Genomic DNA, 20,100 nt, shown 5'->3' on the forward strand with positions numbered 1-20,100 from the left:
TTAATGGAAATCTTTCAATATAATGTGTTTTTTTGAGTCAAAACTGATAATACCTTCTTCTTGTAATTTGCCCATCAATCGTGTAATTGTTACCCTGGTAGTACAACAGGCGCTAGCAATATCTTCGTGAGTAAAGCGAACACTTAGGCGAGTTCCCTCCAGCACCGTTTCACCCACTTCTCGTTTCAAAAGTTCTAATAGATAGTGCAAGCGCTCTTGTACTCGTCGCCTTCCAGAAATAACTAAAAAAGATTCTGTTTGCCGTAACCTCTGATTGATTTTTGGTAAAAGTGTATGGCTCAGATTTGGAGAAGCTTCTATCTCTGCCGCGTAAATTGATACCAACTTAACATCAGATAAGGCTGTTGCTTGGTAGATATTTAAAGAAGTCAAACTAGAGCCAAAAACCATTCCTGCTGTTGCCAATCCTATTAAAATTTCTTCACCCGTTTCACAGTAAGTACTGAGTTTAACCAAACCCTGAGAAACATACCAAATTACTAGTGGATTGAGTGGAATAGTTTCTCCTTTAGAATGTTTATGGACTTGACGATCGTTGAACAATTCGCCGTCATTCTTGACTATTCCTGATTCTAAATACTGACGCTCACTAATATTACGCACTATCCAGCGCAGAGAGATTGCCTTACCTTGCTGATTGCGGACAACTGTCACTGTTAAAGCTGCATCAAAGGACTCACCATGACGTTTTTGCAAGCGTACCAATAACTCTTCTACTCTGTCTGATTTAGATAACTGGATGAGTTCCCAGCGAACCTGTTGACGTTCTCCTAAAGGAACAAAGTTCATCATTGGTTTACCCACCAAAAAATGCTTTGAAACATTGAGTAGCCTCGCTGCGGTATGGTTAGCTTCTTGAATGATTCCTTCTGTATTAGTTACTAAATAGCCGTCCGGCGCAAACTCGAATAAATCTTGGTAGTGTTGGCGTTCTCCTTCTAGCCTATTTCGTGTTTCTAATAGTTCCTCATTTTGCTGATACAGTTCTTGTGCCGCTAACTGTACTATCTTTAAGGTGTTATAGAGTTCCTTTAAAGCTTGCGGCATTAGATCCGTTGGAATCCAAGGTAATACACTAGCAGTTTGGTATAAATCTGCTAAACGCTTGTGCAATATTTCTGTACGTTGGATAAATTTTTCTATGTTCACCTTAAATTGCCGCTACTTGTTTGCAGAGGTTGAGCAAAAAAAATCTACTAGTAAGAAATTATAGAGTGTCTATTGATACTTGTATTGGTTGAATACTTTGTTACAATCAACCCTACGGTATTTTGCTAGTCATTACGTCTACCTTTGGTGGGAAAATTCGGTAAAATCAGCCAATACGAACGCCCAACTTGCTGACCCAAAATTAGGCTCATTTATAACCAAACTAATAAGCCAGTAAAAATTATGACTAGTAGACAAACTTAGATAAAACAGCATAACCAGAAAAACCCCGTTCTCAAACTGAATTTCTCATTATTGTTTAAGCCACTTTGTCATTCCCCCAATGAATGATTTAGTGTTAATGATAATTGTTTTCAATATTACCTAGAATAACTGATAATATTTTCCCTAACTTCCATCACAAGAATCAAGCCACTACTACCAAAGACATATGATCTAAGTTAAGTTTGTTTGTGTTTATAAATACATTTATTGGCAACAAATTTCACAACAATATTTTCAAATTCTGTAAAAAGTATAGAATCAAAGTCTTTGGCTCTTAAAATCAATTATGGAATTCTCTAGCACAGGCAAAGGAAAACCAAAGCCTGCTAGTCATATAAGATACTAAGTGAACTTCTGATTACTGAATTCTGTTTGAGAAATTAAAAATATACGTATTGGAAATCACATAACAACTTAACAATTATCCGCCTCTTTAGTTAGAGGATAAATGAAGCAGTCAGCTGATGTAATTTAACAATGCGTAACAGCTAATCAACGCGCAAGTTATAAGGAGTGATGGGTGAGGTGTCAATACTATAAAATCTCGTCACTCCCTTTTATTTACTTCAATTTACAGCGCTTTTCAAGTAATTGAACTGCACTGTCCTATTCTCAACTCCTCGTCTCAGCTGTGGTGTAAATACCTAAAATCTACTGTATTAACTTAACGGATGCCATCATTATCAATAGCACTGTAGCTATCGCTGGGGAAAAGCCCTAACCACGGGTCAGAACTAGGAGTTAAAAATAGTTGGGTGTATACTTGCTCATTTAGGGCTTCCACACTGCTTGTTTGCTTTGCTTGCATAAACCATTGATGAATTTGGCTGTGTAGCATATATTCATTTCTGACTGTATCTAAAGCCATTGTGGTTTCAAATTTTTTCACTATTATCGGCAAATTATCTTCTTTCGTGTTGGCAGGCTGAGACTTTTTAGCTCTGATTAAAGAGATACTATTTTGATCTAGCTTGACATCTGCGGCATAGAGTTGAGCGATTTTGTTCCAAACTTCCTGGTCGGTAATTTCAGCTAAAGCATTTTGATTCCGTTCAGCATCAGACTGAAAAGCTCTCAGCATTGGCGTTTCAACTCTCATCTTAGAAACTGCTAAAGAACTTGCTCTTTCTGCTGTAGGTGGCTGACTGGGATTGCTCGGAACTTTCACCAACTTAGGGGGAGATTGGATACCCAGGTGGGATAAATCTGCAACCCATTGGGCTTGGATAGAGTTTAGACGATCGCTGTGGTATTTTCTTAAAAAAGCCTCGCGATCGCTTTTTGCAAGTTTGCTATAATCTTTTACCGCTACTTCAGCCTGCTGTAACTGAAGTAAAAATGCTTTGGGACTATATAATCCTGGAATTGCGTCGATTGGACGACCTGATGCATCTAATATATAGTGAATGCTATTGCCTGTAATTGTCCGCTCCAACTTGCGTCCATCGCCAAAATCAATCGTTACTTTGGGTACAGGGCGCACCGATTGCCAGTGCAAAATAAAGTGGTTTTGAAGCAGCTTAGAAATTTCACTATTAGGATACAGCGCTACCCTGAAAAACCTACTATTGGCACAACTCAAATCCTGATCCAGTCTGCCCAGCAACCGCAGAGATAAAATAGGTTTACCACTAGTTCTAGCAGCAGCTTTAGCTTGTTCTATGTCAGTGTACCAGTACAGACGAGAGGCATAACAATCTCGTTGTTGACAGAGTTCGTCTAAAGCTACCCGGAGTGCAGATGAAGGTAGAACTGCATCTGAAGAATTAATATTTAACTTATTCGCATGAGATTTGAGAAATAGTTGTAACCCGCTTGGGCCTTGTTTCCGAAGTACAGAAACTTCTTGAGATAGCTTGGAAATTTCAGCTACAGGAGTTTGAGCATCAGCTGTCTGCAAAAAACTGAAGCTGACTAGCATGAGTGCGAAAGGATATTTGAAGGTTCTAAATTTCATATATTTTCATAAAAATAGGGGCGTGGGTATTGTTATTCCTAACTAGAGAAGTCTAGTCTAACTCGTAAGAATCCCCAGAAGCTCTGAAAGTTTCAGATGGGATCGTAAAGCTTAAAATATCAACATAAGCTCAAAAAATTATCAGTTGACTGCTGGCTGGTAAACGGGATACGGCTTTAGGATGTATGGAGATAAACGAATAGTATCTATTACTGAACGTATACACGTATTTTTTACAGAAGCTACTTCATAAAGCTCAGGTTTTATTAAAAGTTCATATACTTTCTGCTTTAGTTACTTAAAGATGCGAGTTAAGAGTTGATCTCTTATAAACTATCTTTATTAAAAAATCAGTACTATTTCTCTTTTATTAGCAGGTGAAATGCAACTAAAGTAGAAATTGTTGTGCTGGCTTAGTTGATGAACAAAAACGTCAGCTATTTCAGGTGTATCTATTTGCTATCTCTCTAACAGACTGATTCAGCAGTCTTGAAATAGCCATTCTCTTTTTATTAAAGAGAAATTTACATTACCCTTAATTTATAGGGTATTTGACTCGGTACGCTTAAGCTTTTTCAGATAATTAATTTACTAGTAAATGCTAGTATTCATTAACTTATGAAACCCAAAATTCAGGTTACATAGGAAAACATTGCCATGATTTACATCCTATAGCTACGGTTTATTTATAACTAGGAGCAAGCACAACTCCTTGAAAATTTGAATATTTACCAACCCCATTGCAAATCTCCATGCAACAATATTTTTCTCATTTCCTCATACTGGCATTAGGAACAACTTCGACTTTGATGATTACTCCATGTCAAGGTCAAACTCCGGTAAAGCCCAACAATCAGAATACTGAGAATGTTAGTTCCGTATCTTCAAATTCATCTCTGGCTACTCCATTGAGTGATTCTGCCAATTTTACTAATAACAAACCAGCTATCCTCTCTGAGGTAAGCAATAACTCTTCTGCTGCGAATGCAAATATAGCTGCGACGAAGCCAAAGCCACGGCTTCCTATATTCAGCAGAATTTTCCCTACACCTTCGATGCAGCAATAATCAACAGCTAATATTTACAGGATGTTCAAATTTATTGAGTGAAAATATGACTCCAGCAACAGAGATTCTAATTGTTCTCTTTTGCTGGAGTGAGAAGAATCTCATCCATAGTGGTTCTCGTTTGTATGCAATATACCTTGACTTCACTTCCATTTTTCTCTTTTAAAAGAAGAGAAGATTTGAGCGTTATCCCCCAACACAACAAGGGTTGGGGCCTAGGGTCTATATTGAGAACCGCTATATATGTTAGGCATACCCTACTTTCCAAAATATCTGCACACACATCAATCAGCCGATATTGTATGAATAGCCTAAATAAGGTTTGAAAAATAGCTTCTTTTATACTAAATTTTCTCGATTTGAATCTCACAGTCTGCTCCCACAGTAATTATGCTATTTTCTGGAAAAGCATTCCAGTTACCTATAAATAGAGGTTCAGACGCAATAATTACAGAATTTGAAAAAGTCGGATCGTCTCTAATCCAATAAAGAGATGGAGCCGGAGAAGTTGTAGCAAATCGAGAAGCTATCAGGCGATGTCCGTTGCTAAAGATTACATTGATTGAGGCTTCTACTTGATAGCGCTTTGCCATCTCTAATAATGTTAATAATGTAGTACGTAAAGCATACTCTGGAGGGCGATGTTTGTTAATTTGACTTTGTGAAAGTAATAATGCAAATATGTGTTCAGAGTCAGTATTACCATTAATTTTTTCGTAAAAATCTTGAGTTAAAGTGCTGCGGATTTTTCTGTGTAATGTTTTATGGAAATTTTCAATCCTTCCATTGTGAATAAATAGCTGTTGTTGATGTTTAAAGGGCTGACAATTAGCAAAATCTACGGCTTGTTGCGATGTAGCACTGCGGACATAAGCAAGCACACACTTGGATTCAACGTAACGGCTGAGACTGGGTAAGTTTATATCATTCCAAATAGGTAGGGTATTTTTGTAGGTAAATGGTTCGATATCTTTTTGGCTATGATACCAACCCACACCAAAACCATCTGCATTTACTACCCCAGAAGTCATTTCGCGGGGTTTATAACCCTGAACTATGAGTGAGTGTTCTGGTTTATACAAAAGATGCTCTAAAGAAACAGGCGAACCAAGGTAAGCAAGTAAACGGCACATGATGAATATTCCACCTTCTATTAACACAATCATTGGGCAACAGCCTTACCCGCTTTTATTCGCCATCATTAGTGGTTCCCACTTATATGGTTTTCCGTCACCTGATTCTGATTATGACTTGCGTGGGGTGCATATTTTACCAGTTGAAAAAGTTGTAGGATTAGAAACTGGGAATGAAACTATTGAAGTTTCAGAAATTCGCGAAGCTTTAGAAATTGATTTAGTAACTCATGATGTCAAGAAATTCTTTTTAATGCTGCTTAAAAAAAATGGCTACGTATTAGAACAACTATACTCACCTTTAGTATTAACAAATTCACCCGAAGCCGAGGAATTAAAATTTATTGCCAAAGGTTGCATTACCCGTCACCATTATTACCATTATATTGGTTTTGCTGCAACACAATGGAAGCTTTTTGAAAAAGAACACACGTATCAATTAAAGCCTTTACTTTATGTTTATCGAGTTTTGTTGACAGGGATTTATTTGATGCAAACAGGTATACTTGAAGCTAATCTAATGAAATTAAATGAGCTTTTCAATTTACCATATATTCATGATTTAATTGCCCAAAAGCTAGTGGGGAAAGAAAAGTCTGTTGTGTTAAATGTTAATCTAGATTTTCATCAAACAGAATATGAACGTCTGCGTCATAAGTTGCAGGAAGCATACGAATATAGTCTATTACCTGAAGTACCTTCAGCAAATGCGGCTTTACATAATTTGCTAGTAAACCTGAGAACTAATGTAAAATTACGGAAATAAGTTTTATTTGCAAATCCTGTTTAAAAATGTTCTTCTTGCTTTCAATACTTCCAAATAAAAAAATATCCAATTTGTAGGATGTGTTAGATAGAACGAGGTAATACACCGTGATATGTGAACTAAAAGCAACCTACAAATATCGGATAATTTATTTTTTGGTATTTCCTTAACTATTAATTTCTAACTTTTTTACAACTTCAAATTCCAAGCAGCAAAAGCTAAGGTACCCCAACCAGCGAGAAAGGCTGCCCCACCTAGTGGTGCGATCGCTCCCAAGGACTTAATACCAGTTAAGCTAATGGCATACAAGCTACCTGAGAAAATGGCAATGCCAGCGAGAAACAGCCATCCACTAGCGATGAGAGTGGGTTGAGGGGACTCAGTGCGACTAATTAGTATTGCAACTAGAAAAAGTGCCAGAGCATGATACATTTGGTAACGAGCGCCAGTTTCGAAAATTTCTAGCGATCGCTCACTAATTTTTTCCCGCAAGGCATGGGAAGCAAAAGCACCAGCAGCAACTGACAAACCGCCTAAAATGGCAGCTATGCTCAAAAAAATCTGCGTCATTAGACCCTAGCGGTAAGTTGATTATTGGTCATTTGTCATTGGTCATTAGTCATTAGTTAATAACAAAGGACAAATGACAATTAGACATCAAAATGATATGATACAGCCCCTTCTTCGTTCACCTTAAAGTTTGCATTGAATTCTTTAGCTTTTTCGTCTAAATACTGCCTAGCATGGGCTGCGGGTAGTTGTGACTTCATTGCAAAGCCTAAAACAGTTACACGCCCATGATTTTCTTGTAGCATCCCATAAAAAATCGATTGCAGGCGATCGCTAACTTGTTGATTAAGCGCCTTTTTTTCTTGCCGACTTTGACGATATAATCCCAATGCTAACCATGTGCCCAGCGTTAGGCTAGGAACACCAAAAATTAGACGTTCTACCGCAGTATTATCAATTACAGGGGTATCTGTTGGTGCTACGAACTCAATCGAGCCATCCCAGGATAAGGGTAGGGTGATTGATTTTTCCATAGTCGTTTTATTAAATACCTCTGCTGCTGATAGCATTACAAACATAAATCCGAATGTCAGTAGCCAACCGGCAGCCAATTTTTCAGCAGTTTTCATAGTTCCACTTCAAATTTGAACTTTGCTAGCGATTTTAACCTGACTTTCGTAAAGGTTCCAATATTTGAACCTCACACAACTCAAAGTCGGGTGATTCTTGCTTCAACGATCTCCGCTTAAATTGCTCACTTGTCTTACAAACTCTCTACAGATGTATTTAGCATAATAAGTAATGAAGAGCCTTTATTTCAATAACTTATGCAGAACACTGTCAATGCTGAAAACCCTGGAATAACCGTATTAAAAGCCATTAATTTGGCAAAAGTCATTACAATTTTTTCTTTGATTGGTTTTGCTATCGTTTTCGGTATCCGAGACTGGCGACAGGTTATTTATATGTGTCTACATATTAGCTACTGTCTGTGGTGGTTGCTGGAACAGTGGTTGTTTCCAGAGCGACAAAAGATATTTAATCAGCCATCTGGGGTAGTAACTCTCATTCTTACAGTATTAATTGTAGGATTTTTTTATGTCTTACCTGGATACTTAGCATTTATCAATCCTGTTCCCTTATCAATGGCAACAGCTGCTATTGCACTTTTACTCTACATTTTTGGTAGCCTTATCAATGCCACTGCTGATGTCCAAAAGCTCACTGCCAAACAGTTTCAAGCTGGACTAGTACGTGATAATATTTGGCGTTTTTCTCGCAATATCAATTATTTTGCAGATTTGCTGCGGTACTTAAGTTTTAGCGTTGTAGCTGGCTCCTTTTGGGCTTATTTAGTGCCGGGATACATTTTTATCTTCTATCTTTGGCGTATATCTCAAAAAGAACAGGCAATGTCTGTCAAGTATCCAGAGTATGCAGAGTATCAACAATCTAGTTCTCGTTTGATTCCATTTATTTGGTAAGATACAGGATGAATTTTGCCTTTATTACTTAAATATGGCTATGCGATCGCTATGATAATTGTTCATGCTCCAAACTCAGAGCGATCGCTGTACTAGAATACTTACCAGTGTTAAGCCTTAAGATTTTTAAATCGCAGCAAAGGTATAATTTTATCTTGCTGCGATCCTAAATTTAGTTGCGTGTAGCTTCAAGTAGGCGAGAAAAATAGAAGCGAGTCTTCGTCATCGCCTTTCGTTGCAATGAAAAGCCATTGCTTTCCAAGATTCTGACCACATCAGCCTCACGATGCAAATATGCACGAGTCGCTTTACTTGGCCCAGGAAAGAAACTGCCAATTTTCTTGAGTATAGTCAGGGCACAGGTCTTTGGCGCAAAACTGAGAATTATCCGTGATTGTGCTAAAGAACAGAGATGAGATATCATCTCATCCGCTTTTTCTTGGGGATAGTGAATGAGAACATCCAAGCAAATAACAGTATGGTAACTACCGCTCAACGATTCCAAGTCCTGCACGGCAAAAGTGGGATTTTCCTCATTCCCCAAGGTAAGCTTTGCTCTATCCTTGCCTTCTTCCACCATTTTTTCAGAGATATCGGTGGCATAGACTTTGGCTCCATCTACTGCTAAAGGGATGCTGAGACTACCGACACCACACCCAGCATCACAGATTGATAGCTCTGGTAAATTGTTATCAGCCTTTAACCAGCCGATAACTGTATCTACGGTTTGCTGGTGTCCATTGCGAATGTCTAATTGGACTTTGTTGACTTCGCCATCGCCATAGATTCGCTTCCAACGGTCAAACCCTGTGGAATTGAAATACTCACGAACAATCGTTTTATCGTCGGCTGCGTTCATAAACTCTGATTTTTAGGGGTTCCCAATGCTTAAAATTATCATTGATAGGAACCCATAAGAGTGGTCTTCCAGATTTTTCTAGATATGGTGCAGAAAAGTAGGGACACAAATATGTGCGCTTCTAATCATTTAAACGAGAACTGCTATTTTTAAGTAAATATTACCGTTTTATGACTTTTTGGTACTATTTACTACTATTTAAACATTCATTCTTTTCTTTACTATAAATTTCATTCTTATTTCAACCTGTAGATGTGGACAACCCCTTCTTTAGGTAGAGCCGTAATTGCGATCGCAACATTTATGCTGTTAACGATTTAGCTTTTTGTAACCAATAAAACTGAATCATAGAAAAGTTTTAAGTAAATTTTCTTAGAGCTATTGTATGTTTTCTATTTAATCTTAATTATTTAGACATGGCACTGAACTCGTTAACAGACAGTCCTATCGTTGCATTTACGATTCTCCTAACAGTAATCTTTACTGTACCCCCTATATTTGAGCGGCTAAGACTACCTGGATTAGTGGGGTTGTTAGTCGCAGGTATATTATTAGGACAAAATGGACTAAAGTTATTAAACCCTGAGTCTGAAACTATCAATCTGCTCTCGGAGATCGGCAAACTTTATTTGATGTTTGTGGCAGGTTTAGAAATTGACTTAGAGCAGTTTCGTAAAACTAGAAATCGCTCAATTGGGTTTGGCATTTTAACATTTTTAGTTCCAATGATTGCTGGCATTGCTACAGGACGATTATTCAATTTTGGTTGGAATTCCTCCTTCCTCATTGGTTCTTTACTGGCCTCTCATACTCTCTTAGCATATCCAATTGTGAGTCGTCTGGGAGTGGTAACGAATGAAGCTGTAACCGTCACGATTGGTGCCACAATTTTTACTGACACAGGTGCTTTGCTAGTATTAGCGATTTGTGTTGGAATTCATGGAGGGCAATTCTCCGCCATGAGTTTAGCGATTTTATTGGGTGGATTAGCAATTTACACTGCTGTTGTCCTGTTTGGCTTTGACTGGGCAGGAAAAGAGTTTTTTCGCCGCTCTGGGGATGAACAAAGTAACCAGTTTTTGTTTATATTACTAGCATTATTTTTGGCATCTGTCGGAGCGCAGGTAATTGGAGTTGAAAAAATTGTTGGTGCGTTTTTAGCAGGTTTAGCTGTCAACGACGTTCTGGGGCGTAGCCCAGTCAAAGAAAAAATCGAGTTTATTGGTAGTGTTTTATTTATCCCTTGTTTCTTCGTGGACATGGGATTATTGATCAATATCCCTGCATTTATCAAAACCCTCAGTTCAATTTGGCTGACTCTGGTAATTGTAATAGCTTTGATTGGTAGCAAATTTATAGCAGCATTCTTAGCCAAATTATTGTTTCGCTACAACACAGTAGAAATGCTAACAATGTGGTCATTGTCACTACCACAAGTAGCAGCCACACTAGCAGCAACCTTGGTTGCTTATCAAACTGTAAATCCTGCTGGTGAACGCTTAATCAGTGAAGCTGTCTTAAACAGTGTGATTGTCCTGATGCTGGTGACAGCTATTTTGGGCCCAGTAATCACATCACGAGTCGCTTCTTCATTACAGCTTTCTCAGTCAGATTTGGAAACAGATAGTTTAACAACTTGGTGGCAAGGTAATGAAGATGAGCTAGTAGAAAAAAAACAAGATTCATTCACTGTAGTAGTGCCAATATACAACCCTCAAACCCAGCGCTATCTAATAGAAATGGCAGCGTTACTGGCTAGTCATGAATCTGGAAAGATTGTGCCATTAGCTATTACTAGAGCGCATATTCAGATGGATGATCCGCAGTTAGTAACAGCACTCGGTCAAAGTCGAGAAAGATTGAATTTAGCTAAAGAAATCAGTCAAGAATTTGAGGTAGAAGTATCGCCAGCAATTCGGATTGATGATGATGCAGCTTTAGGAATTAGCCGCGCCAGTCGAGAGCAAAATGCTAGTTTAGTAGTGATGGGTTGGTCGCAAACAACAGGTTTCCGTGCCCGCTTATTTGGTAGTGTAATTGATAGCGTTTTCTGGTCTTCTCACTGTCCAGTAGCAGTAACACGCCTCTTGAGCAGCCCTAAAGCAATCCAAAGAATTCTTGTACCAGTTGGAGACTTAACGCGGCAAACTATAGGCGCTTTGCGGTTTGCTCAGATTTTAGCTGATGTTAATCAGGCGGAAGTTGTACTGTTACATATATCCGATCGCAAAACACCTCAGAATCGAGTAGAAAACTTTGTATCTCAATTGTCTGATATTACCTCTAAAAGTCAATTAAAAGTGAATACAAATATCCAAACAATCAAAGGTGATGATGTTGCTAGAGTCATAATTCGGGAGGCTCAGGCGTTTGATTTAGCGGTGTTGCGTTCCGTTCGTTATCGCACAGCCGGCGGATTAGCCGTCAGCGAAGTGACAACGCAGTTACTTAGAGAATTGAAGTGTTCAATTGTGTTGTTGGGAGAACCTCACTCATGATGTGGGGAGTAGTCTGGGATACTCTTCATAAATCAATGAAAGGTGCGATCGCACGCACTAAACTGTTTGATGAGCTTGTAGCCAATTGAGCAAATCAGCGATCGCACTAAAATCTAACAAAGCCTCACCCAGTGCTTCCAACTGTTCTAGAGAAAGACTTTGAATTCGTTCTTGAACTTCGTCGGGTAACTCTCCTACCCGTTTTTGTAGCTGTCGTAGGACGAGTGCTTTCTCACCTTCCTGTTTTCCTTCCTGTTTTCCTTCTTCCTTTCCTCGCTCGTAGCCAATGCGCTCGCCTGTAGTGATGTAACTCATGGTACGCTCCTGCTCGAATAACTTAAATTCTTGCCAAAATTCTGCTTCTAATGCTTTTGGTAAAATCATAACCCAATCGATAAAACGATAGAGGTTGCGAATATCCCTTTCTTGCAGCTCTTGTTCATATAACCGCCGAATTAAGCTAAATTTCCAATTTTTCCGTTCTCCTGGCTGTTTATTAGTTTGCTGGGTTTTCAAATGTGCCATTACCACCGTTGCAAACGGATTATCGCTATTTTCTAACTCTGTCCATTGTTGTTGATAATCCAGCAGTTTGATAGTTCCAAATCTAAAATTCAGACCACAATCGGGATAATTGTAACTGTATTGATTTGGTCTCCAAGTAGAGTCAGCATCACACAAAATTGCTAGGCTAATGGCTGGTTGAGCAAATTTGTCAAAAATTCGCAGGTTGTAAGAAAACATCCTTTGAGCAAACGTATCTTCCGGTTTAGCCTGAACTTCGACATGAATCAACAGCCAAATTTCCTCTCCTTGAATTTGCCAGACTTTGACTAACTTATCTGCATATCTTCTACCAAGTTCCGCGTCCCGTGCTATTTGTTGAAATTCCTTGTCGAGAAACTCGTGGGGACGTTCCCAATTAATTAATGCTGCTGTTTGGGGGAAGAAAAACTGCATTGCTTGGGGAAAGTAGGCTTCTAAAATTTCTTTCCACGGCGAATCGTTATCGGCTCTTTCTCGTTCCTCGATCATCAGTTGATTGGTAAATTCATGTTCTTAAATAGTAAGGTGTGAGCAGCTAATGTTTTTCAGGCAGGTTAGAAGTTCCTCTTTCGCGTACATTCCCTTTAGCTTGTAAATAAGTCAAAATGAGACTTGATGCTTAAGATTGTTTTTGGTGCGATCGCTCATCGTCTTTCGAAAATTCGCCACAGTCATTATAATGTTTTCACCGCAGACGACAGGGATAAATAACGATCGCTCTCCACGGAAGTTTCATTTTTCTCCGAAAATAGCAAAAATTTTTCATCCAACAAGAAAAATTTGCTCATTTTATTGTTAATTTTTGTAAAATTGATGTCTTCAAGACTAGAAACCTGATATCTAGATAGCTAAACTAACAAACAGTGCATCTGTACTGTTAATTATTAAAAGTAGATGTGGCGCTATAGCGTGAATGATCCCAGTACAACTTATCCTCAAAAACTTTCTTAGTTACCGTGATGCAACTTTAGATTTTCGTGGTTTGCATACGGCTTGTATTTCGGGTTCCAATGGTGCAGGTAAATCTTCGCTTCTGGAAGCAATCACTTGGGCAATTTGGGGTGAAAGCCGCGCCACTGCTGAAGATGATGTCATCTATTCTGGCGCGAAAGAAGTTCGGGTTGATTTTACTTTTCAAAGTAACCAGCAAAAATATCGCGTAATTCGTACCCGAATTCGGGGAGGTACTAGCGTTCTGGAATTTCAAATAGAAATTCCATCTGGGTTTCGCTCACTCACAGGCAAAGGAGTAAGAGCAACCCAAGATTTGATTTTAGAACACATCAAGCTCGATTACGATACTTTTATTAACTCTGCCTACTTACGTCAAGGCCGTGCAGATGAATTCATGCTCAAGCGCCCCACGGAACGCAAAGAAATTTTAGCGGAGTTGTTGAAACTCAATCAGTACGATGATTTGGAAGAACGGGCAAAGGAATCTTCTCGTCAGTTCAAAGCAAGGGCAGTAGAGTTAGAGCGTTCTTTGGAGTCGATTAAAATTCAATTGCAACAACGCGAGACAACCGAAGCGCAAAGAGTGGAGTTAGAAGCCGAACTCAACCAACTGCAACAGGTACAAGCCTTTGATAATATTCAATTACAAAGTTTGCAAGTTGTCCAGCACCAGCGCCAAAATTGGGAACAACAACTCAACTTTATAAAACAGCAATACCAAAATCTTACCCAAGATTGCGATCGCCTCCAACAAGAACAATCAGCTATTGGCTCCCAGTTATCAGATTTAGAAAAAATATTACACCAAGAAGCTGAGATTAAAACTGGGTACGCCCAATATCAAAGTCTCCAATCTCAAGAAGAAGCCTTTGCTGCCAAATTTGAAGAATACACTCGCGCTGGGCAGACTCGCCAACAAAAGCAACAACAGCTTACCAAACAAATTCACGAAATCGAACGGCAACTGCAACAAGCCCAAGCGCAGTTAGAAGCTTTGCAGCAACAAGAGCGAGATATTCAGCAAACTCTGACTAAATCAGGTGAAGTAGAAGCTGCTTTGTCACAATTAGCCGCAGCCCGTCACCATGTTGCTCGTCTGGATCAACTGCAAATGCAAGTGACTCCGTTGTTGCAACAACGAGCAACTTTACAAAGCCAACTCGATCGCACTCATGCTGGTTTAGTAGCGCGACTCGAACAACTCCAAAGTACTGAAAACCAATTGCAACGCCAGCAGCACCGCCAACCGCAACTGCAACAAGCGGTGATGGATGTGGCAATCCAGATTGAGGAACTGGAGAAAAAGCGGGTTTATCTGCAACGAGTGCAGGAAAAAGGGCATGAAAGGCGACACTTTATCGAACGTCTGCAAGCTCATCAACGTGACTATGAAAAGCTATTGGGAGAATTAGAGCAGAAATTGCAAATGCTGCAAAATCCTGAAGCTCTTTGTCCATTGTGCGAACGCCCTTTAGATGAACATCACTGGAGCCGAGTGGTGGAAAAAACCCAGGCTGAGTTAGAGGATACCCAAGGGCAGTTTTGGGTAGTCCGGGAACAAATGGCTGTGTCTGACAGAGAAATTCAGGTACTTAGGCAGGAATATCGAGAAATTTCTCAACAATTGGCGAATTACGATGGTTTACGTGAGCAGCGAGGGCAGTTGGCAGCCCAGTTAGAAGCTACAACTGATGTCCAACAACAGTTACAACAAATTGCTGCCGAAAAACAGCATTTAGAGCGATCACTCCAAGCTGGTGATTACGCTCCCGATAAACAAGCCGAACTCCGGCAGTTAGACCAATATCTGCAACAAGCTAATTATAATGAACAAGATCACGCCCTCGCCCGGAGTGAAGTTGAGCGGTGGCGATGGGCAGAAATTAAACAAGGGCAGATTAAAGATGCTACTAAGCGGCAAGCGCAACTATTAGCTCGAAAACCAGAATTACAATCCCAAATTGCTCAATTACAAGTCAGAATCCAGCAAGATCAAACTGATTCTGAATGTGCTAAACAAATCGCGGCTCTTGAACGTCACATTACCGAAATTGGCTACAGTTCCGAGCAGCACAATAGTTTACGTCTGGCTGTTCGCCAAGCTCAATCTTGGCATTTGCGGTATCAACAACTGCAATCAGCCCAGCAGCAGTATCCCCAACTCCAGACGAGATTGCAAGAGTTAGAGGACTCTAGAAGCGCCAGAGTAACGGAACGGCAAAAACTTGGCGGACAAATTGAAAGCATTATCCAGCAACTACAAGCAACAGCTAACCCATCTGCCCAAATTCAAGCTTTAGAGCAGCAGTTAGCAATCCGCAGACGGCAACTCGATGAACAAATAGCCAAGTTGGGGCGTTTGGAACAGTTGGCGCTTCAACTGGAAACGCTGCAAATTCAGTACGAACAACAGCAACAGCAATTACAATCTTGCAAGCAGGAGTATCGTGTTTATCAGGAATTAGCGCAAGCTTTTGGTAAAAATGGTATCCAAGCACTGATGATTGAAAATGTGTTACCACAACTAGAAGCCGAGACAAATCAATTGCTTTCGCGGCTGAGTGGTAATCAGTTCCATGTCCAATTTATTACTCAAAAAGCTGGGCGCAGTGCTAAATCAACCAAGAAAAATGCCAAGCTGATAGATACCCTAGATATTTTAATCGCCGATTCTAGAGGAACGCGATCTTATGAAACTTACTCTGGTGGAGAAGCCTTTAGAATTAACTTTGCCATCCGTTTAGCCCTGGCAAAATTATTAGCGCAACGGGCAGGGGCGGCGTTGCAATTGTTAATTGTGGATGAGGGTTTTGGTACACAAGATGCCGAAGGATGCGATCGCTTGATTGCAGCGATTAATGCGATCGCCTCCGATTTTGCCTGCATCCTCACTGTCACCCACATGCCCCACCTCAAAGAAGCTTTCCAAGCCAGGATTGAGGTGAATAAAACTCAAGAAGGTTCGCAGTTGAGTTTGTCAATTTAATTGAATTTTACCCGTGCATCCAGACCATAAGAGCGAAGCATTTTCGTTAGGGTTTCGGCTTGTGCGCGATCGTTAAATGCTCCAGCATTCACATAATCCCCTAGATGGGATTGCTCTGTAACCGCATTGGGTATATATTGCTGTACCTTACTCAGAGTATCGTTATTCGAAATTGGTATTATTACTCTGTAAGGATTACTAGCAACTAATGTGTTGCCATTAGTCCCAGGTACAGCATAGGCATTGGCAGGAGGTAATACATAGCGATTATTTTCAGGTGTAGCATAACCAGTATTAACAGGTACTAGATAGCGAGTTTCAGGTAATACAGAGCTATTAGCCTCAGTATAATTGCCCCCAGTTGAGCTATCCAACCCTAATGCTTGCCAAGTTGCCCAATCTACATTTCCAGTAACATTAAGTTGAGAAGATTGCTGGAATGCAATTACAGATTCTCTGGTATCATTGCTGAAAAATCCATTAGGATTGGTATTAGATAAATTCAACTGCAATAAACGCTGTTGAACTAATGCGACATTATCTCCGCGATCGCCTACAGTCAGATAATCTCTGCTCGGTTGTTGAGTAATAGATCCACCCGTTGAGACTCTACGCGCTGCCTCTAGAACTTGAGCATCGGCAATACCATCAATCGGGAGACGAGAATTTTGCTGGAATTTGATCACAGCATTTTTAGTTATTGGGCCAATAGTCCCAGTAGGATTTGTATTAAAATAACCTAGCTGTCGCAAACGCACTTGTAATTCTCTCACTTGTTGAGTAGAAAGACTCGACGATCTAGAGGATCTAGCTTGAGTTGGAGAGGAACCCAGTAGTGCATTCCAAGTTTGTCGATTTACAATTCCGTTAGCAGTTATGCGATAATTTCGCTGGAATTTGACTACAGCATCTCTAGTCTTTGGGCCGAAATTCCCATTGGGATTAACATTCAAGTAGCCTAACTGCCGCAGACGCTGTTGTAACCTTGTGACGGCTGCACCAGCTTTGCCTTGAGAGAGAACAGGATATTGACCACTTGCCGAACGCGATGCGCTACTAGTATTCCTACTAGTAGTTCTACTTTGACAAGCTCTTTGTAATGCTTGTTGCGTATTAATACCTACAACTCCATCAGCAGGTATTCTATTAGCTTGCTGAAATCTGATTACAGCATTTTGAGTCAAACTAGCAAATTTGCCACTGACTGGGCCATTAAAGTAGCCTAACTTTTTTAAACACCTCTGGTTACTGCTAACTTCAGACCCATTACTTCCTATTTTTTGAAGTGCTAAAGCTTGCCCAGCGACACTCAGAAGCCCCGTAATTATTGCCGCAGATACAAGACGCATCGCTGCACCGCTAGATAACTTTTTCCAATTCAAAAATTTGAAATTAGCTACGGTAGGAACAACCTGGATGCTTTCAGATGCCTCGGAGACTGAGGCAAGCTTGGTTAAATAGCTATTTACCCCTGTTTTCACTTGCTTTTTTTCAAGTTATGACCATACAAGATTATACTAGTTTCTCTGTGTCATATTTGCTTTTTGTATGATTCTTTACAAGTAATTTTTTAGAAGATGCAGGTGGCAGGGGATCTGCTCTTAGAAGGGAGAAACAATTAAAAGAGCCATCCTGGTTTCAGAGCAACTAAATTTATTTATGGAATTGTTATTGCTCTGTTTTTTCTGTATCCTCTGGTTTTTCAGGCTTTTGCTCATCAACTTTTTCAGTATTACCTGCTTTCACCCAGCCTTCTTGTTCGCTACCTTCCAAACGGATCTTTTGCCAACCTTTGTCTTCGCTTTCTTCCAAAATAATAATTTTTTGATTAAAAGCAACCCCACCAATTTTCTCAGCCTCTTGATTTGGTTGCGATCGCAAACTCAAGCCTTCAGCCCAACTAACACGCCCTCGGTAAGCTCCCGATGGCAATGGTTTTGCTGATGGGGTAGGTTTTGGCGATTCTGTAGGAGTGGGGCTTGAGCTTGGAGACGATTTACTAGATGTCCCAGGTGTCAGGCTAGGTTTAGCTCCTCCAATCTCAGTTCCTTTTGGAGCTTTGGCTTTCACCGAAGGACTATCGTTGGAATAAACAGGTTTGGCAGGGGGTATGCCGGTGCGATTCATGAAATAGAGTGCAATTGCAGCGCCGCCACCTATTAGCACAGCGATCGCTAAGAAAATCCCAAGTATAAATTTTGTTAAGCCAGACAACATAGTTAAAACCAGATCGCCAGTAGTAAATAGTCAATAGTCAATAGTAATGCATGATTAACTGTTGACTATTGACTCAGCAATTATTAACTGATCAATTATTGTAGCTACTGTTAAAGCGTTCATGTAGTGCGCCGGAGGCGTTCGCTTAAAGGATTATGTTTCGACGCTAAACGCGCTCTCCCAGCCGCCGCCCATTCTTGGAGTTGCTGAATTTGCTCTACAGCAGTTCGCGCCAAGGGTACAATCTGACTCGCGGCTTCTAAAATATCATCAGTAGCAAAGTCGCGGTTTTGGCTAAATCCAATATGCATCGCTTCAATTAAAGTTTGCTCAATCTCTGCCCCGGAAAAATCAGGCGTTTCATAAGCTAACCTTTCGATGTCATAACTTTTCAAGTTATGGGGGCGCAATCGGGATAAATGAACATCATAAATTGCTTTTCTCTCTTCTTGGGTGGGCAATCCCACAAAGAAAATTTCATCAAAACGCCCTTTACGCAGCATTTCTGGCGGTAAGGCTTGGATATCGTTGGCGGTGGCGACAACAAACACCGGTGAGCTTTTTTCGGCTAGCCAGTTAATAAAAGTACCAAACACACGGCTGGCTGTTCCGGCATCACCTTTGCTACCAATTCCGGCAAAGGCTTTATCTATTTCATCAATCCACAAAATACAGGGGGCTAAGGCTTCAGCTACTTGGATCATTTGCCGAGTTCGAGATTCTGATTCACCCACTAAACCACCAAATAGCCTGCCCACATCCAGACGTAGTAAGGGTAAATGCCAGTGATGAGCGATCGCTTTTGCCGTTAAAGATTTACCAGTTCCCTGAATACCCACCAACATTAAACCACGGGGGTGCGGTAATCCGTACTGTCGGGCCTTATCAGTAAATGAGCCTCCCCGACGGATCAGCCAGTCTTTCAAGTTATCTAGTCCACCGATATCAGAAATTTGCTCAGTGGCGGGGTAGAAGTCCAAGATTTGGGTTTGGCGGATAGTTTGGCGCTTTTCTTCCAAAACCAGATCCACGTCTTCTGGTTGCAATTCGCCGTGGGTAGCGATCGCCTTTGCCAAAACCCGACGAATCCGTTCCATCGAAAGCCCTTGACAAGAACGCACCAAGTCATCTAAAACTTGGCCAGAAAGGGAGTTACCAGTACTTTGTAGTAAGCGTTCCACCTCAGTTTTAATTTCTGGGGCGGCGGGTAAGGGAAACTCGACGACTGTCAAAACTTCGGTTAAATCGTCAGGAATGGCGATGCGTGGCGATAGTAGGACAATATTTTTTGGTTGCGATTTGAGAAGTCTGGATAGATTGCGGAGTTTGCGGGCGATCGCTACATCATCTAAAAAGCGATGATAATCTCGGAGAATCAATACAGCTGGCGCGGAAGTTGGTAATTTTTCGATAAATTCCAAAGCTTGCAACGGATTACGTCGCCCAAACCCAACATCATTGGGGTTTCCCTGATAGCCATCGACAAAATCCCAAGTATACACTGGGCGATTACCCTGGTTAGTTGCTTCTTCCCGAATAGCTGCTTCTACCCGTTCTTCCTCATAAGTTGGAATATAAATCAAAGGGTAGCGGGCACGTAGCAGCAGTTTAAACTCTTCACGGAAGTTCATATATAGCTGTTATTGGTTAGTTTATCTTGAACGCAAT

15 protein-coding genes are annotated in these 20,100 nt (G+C 40.4%); 5 read left to right on the forward strand and 10 right to left on the reverse strand.

The annotated features are described in order from the left end of the window. Together GNF10_RS00745 and GNF10_RS00750 are read right to left on the reverse strand one after the other, a co-directional pair. The gene (locus GNF10_RS00745) at positions 1-1,170 is read right to left on the reverse strand and encodes a PAS domain-containing protein (protein WP_185585245.1); all 1,170 of its coding nucleotides are present in this window, start codon (positions 1,168-1,170) and stop codon (positions 1-3) included. A gap of 949 nt (positions 1,171-2,119) precedes the next feature. Then, the gene (locus tag GNF10_RS00750) at positions 2,120-3,412 is read right to left on the reverse strand and encodes a hypothetical protein (RefSeq protein ID WP_185585246.1); all 1,293 of its coding nucleotides are present in this window, start codon (positions 3,410-3,412) and stop codon (positions 2,120-2,122) included. Between the two features lie 752 nt (positions 3,413-4,164). Here GNF10_RS00750 and GNF10_RS00755 point away from each other — a divergent pair. Next, positions 4,165-4,479, forward strand: coding sequence for a hypothetical protein (locus GNF10_RS00755; RefSeq protein WP_185585247.1), 315 nt, complete (start codon positions 4,165-4,167; stop codon positions 4,477-4,479). A 344-nt stretch (positions 4,480-4,823) separates the two neighbouring features. Here GNF10_RS00755 and egtC read toward each other — a convergent pair whose 3' ends face one another. Then, positions 4,824-5,612, reverse strand: a complete 789-nt coding sequence (gene egtC, locus GNF10_RS00760; protein WP_185585248.1) for an ergothioneine biosynthesis protein EgtC — start codon at positions 5,610-5,612, stop codon at positions 4,824-4,826. Between egtC and GNF10_RS00765 the strand changes: the two genes are divergently transcribed. Continuing rightward, complete coding sequence (locus tag GNF10_RS00765) at positions 5,611-6,378, forward strand: nucleotidyltransferase domain-containing protein (protein WP_221643650.1); 768 nt, start codon at positions 5,611-5,613, stop codon at positions 6,376-6,378. The genes egtC and GNF10_RS00765 overlap by 2 nt on opposite strands. Before the next feature lie 189 nt (positions 6,379-6,567). Here the strand turns inward: GNF10_RS00765 and GNF10_RS00770 are convergent, their stop codons facing one another. Beyond that, positions 6,568-6,948 (reverse strand): DUF423 domain-containing protein, encoded by a 381-nt coding sequence (locus GNF10_RS00770; protein WP_185585249.1) that lies wholly within the window; start codon positions 6,946-6,948, stop codon positions 6,568-6,570. Positions 6,949-7,028: 80 nt separating this feature from the next. Next, positions 7,029-7,517, reverse strand: coding sequence for a hypothetical protein (locus tag GNF10_RS00775; protein WP_114081027.1), 489 nt, complete (start codon positions 7,515-7,517; stop codon positions 7,029-7,031). Between the two features lie 198 nt (positions 7,518-7,715). Here GNF10_RS00775 and GNF10_RS00780 point away from each other — a divergent pair, with 198 nt between their 5' ends. Further along, a complete protein-coding gene (locus GNF10_RS00780; protein WP_185585250.1) occupies positions 7,716-8,372 on the forward strand; it encodes a DUF1295 domain-containing protein in 657 nt (218 codons plus the stop codon). Positions 8,373-8,544: 172 nt separating this feature from the next. Here GNF10_RS00780 and bchM read toward each other — a convergent pair whose 3' ends face one another. Then, a complete protein-coding gene (gene bchM / locus GNF10_RS00785) occupies positions 8,545-9,231 on the reverse strand; it encodes a magnesium protoporphyrin IX methyltransferase (RefSeq protein WP_163926899.1) in 687 nt (228 codons plus the stop codon). Between the two features lie 416 nt (positions 9,232-9,647). On the opposite strand from bchM, the gene GNF10_RS00790 reads away from it, so the two are divergent. Further along, positions 9,648-11,729 (forward strand): cation:proton antiporter, encoded by a 2,082-nt coding sequence (locus tag GNF10_RS00790; protein WP_185585959.1) that lies wholly within the window; start codon positions 9,648-9,650, stop codon positions 11,727-11,729. A 57-nt stretch (positions 11,730-11,786) separates the two neighbouring features. Here GNF10_RS00790 and GNF10_RS00795 read toward each other — a convergent pair whose 3' ends face one another. Next, positions 11,787-12,764, reverse strand: a complete 978-nt coding sequence (locus GNF10_RS00795) for a DUF4351 domain-containing protein (RefSeq protein WP_185585958.1) — start codon at positions 12,762-12,764, stop codon at positions 11,787-11,789. Positions 12,765-13,188: 424 nt separating this feature from the next. Between GNF10_RS00795 and sbcC the strand changes: the two genes are divergently transcribed. Continuing rightward, on the forward strand, positions 13,189-16,215 hold the full coding sequence (gene sbcC, locus GNF10_RS00800; RefSeq protein WP_185585957.1) for an exonuclease subunit SbcC: 3,027 nt from the start codon (positions 13,189-13,191) through the stop codon (positions 16,213-16,215). Here sbcC and GNF10_RS00805 read toward each other — a convergent pair. The 3 genes from GNF10_RS00805 to GNF10_RS00815 all read right to left on the reverse strand — a co-directional run bounded on the left by GNF10_RS00805 (position 16,212) and on the right by GNF10_RS00815 (position 20,063). After that, a complete protein-coding gene (locus GNF10_RS00805) occupies positions 16,212-17,696 on the reverse strand; it encodes a peptidoglycan-binding domain-containing protein (RefSeq protein WP_311774092.1) in 1,485 nt (494 codons plus the stop codon). The genes sbcC and GNF10_RS00805 overlap by 4 nt on opposite strands. A gap of 187 nt (positions 17,697-17,883) precedes the next feature. Then, positions 17,884-18,432, reverse strand: coding sequence for an SH3 domain-containing protein (locus GNF10_RS00810; protein WP_185585956.1), 549 nt, complete (start codon positions 18,430-18,432; stop codon positions 17,884-17,886). A 119-nt stretch (positions 18,433-18,551) separates the two neighbouring features. Next, positions 18,552-20,063 (reverse strand): AAA family ATPase, encoded by a 1,512-nt coding sequence (locus tag GNF10_RS00815; RefSeq protein ID WP_185585955.1) that lies wholly within the window; start codon positions 20,061-20,063, stop codon positions 18,552-18,554. Between the last annotated feature and the right edge of the window lie 37 nt (positions 20,064-20,100).

Source organism: Nostoc sp. UCD121 (genome assembly GCF_014222285.1).
Taxonomy (GTDB): Bacteria; Cyanobacteriota; Cyanobacteriia; order Cyanobacteriales; family Nostocaceae; genus Nostoc.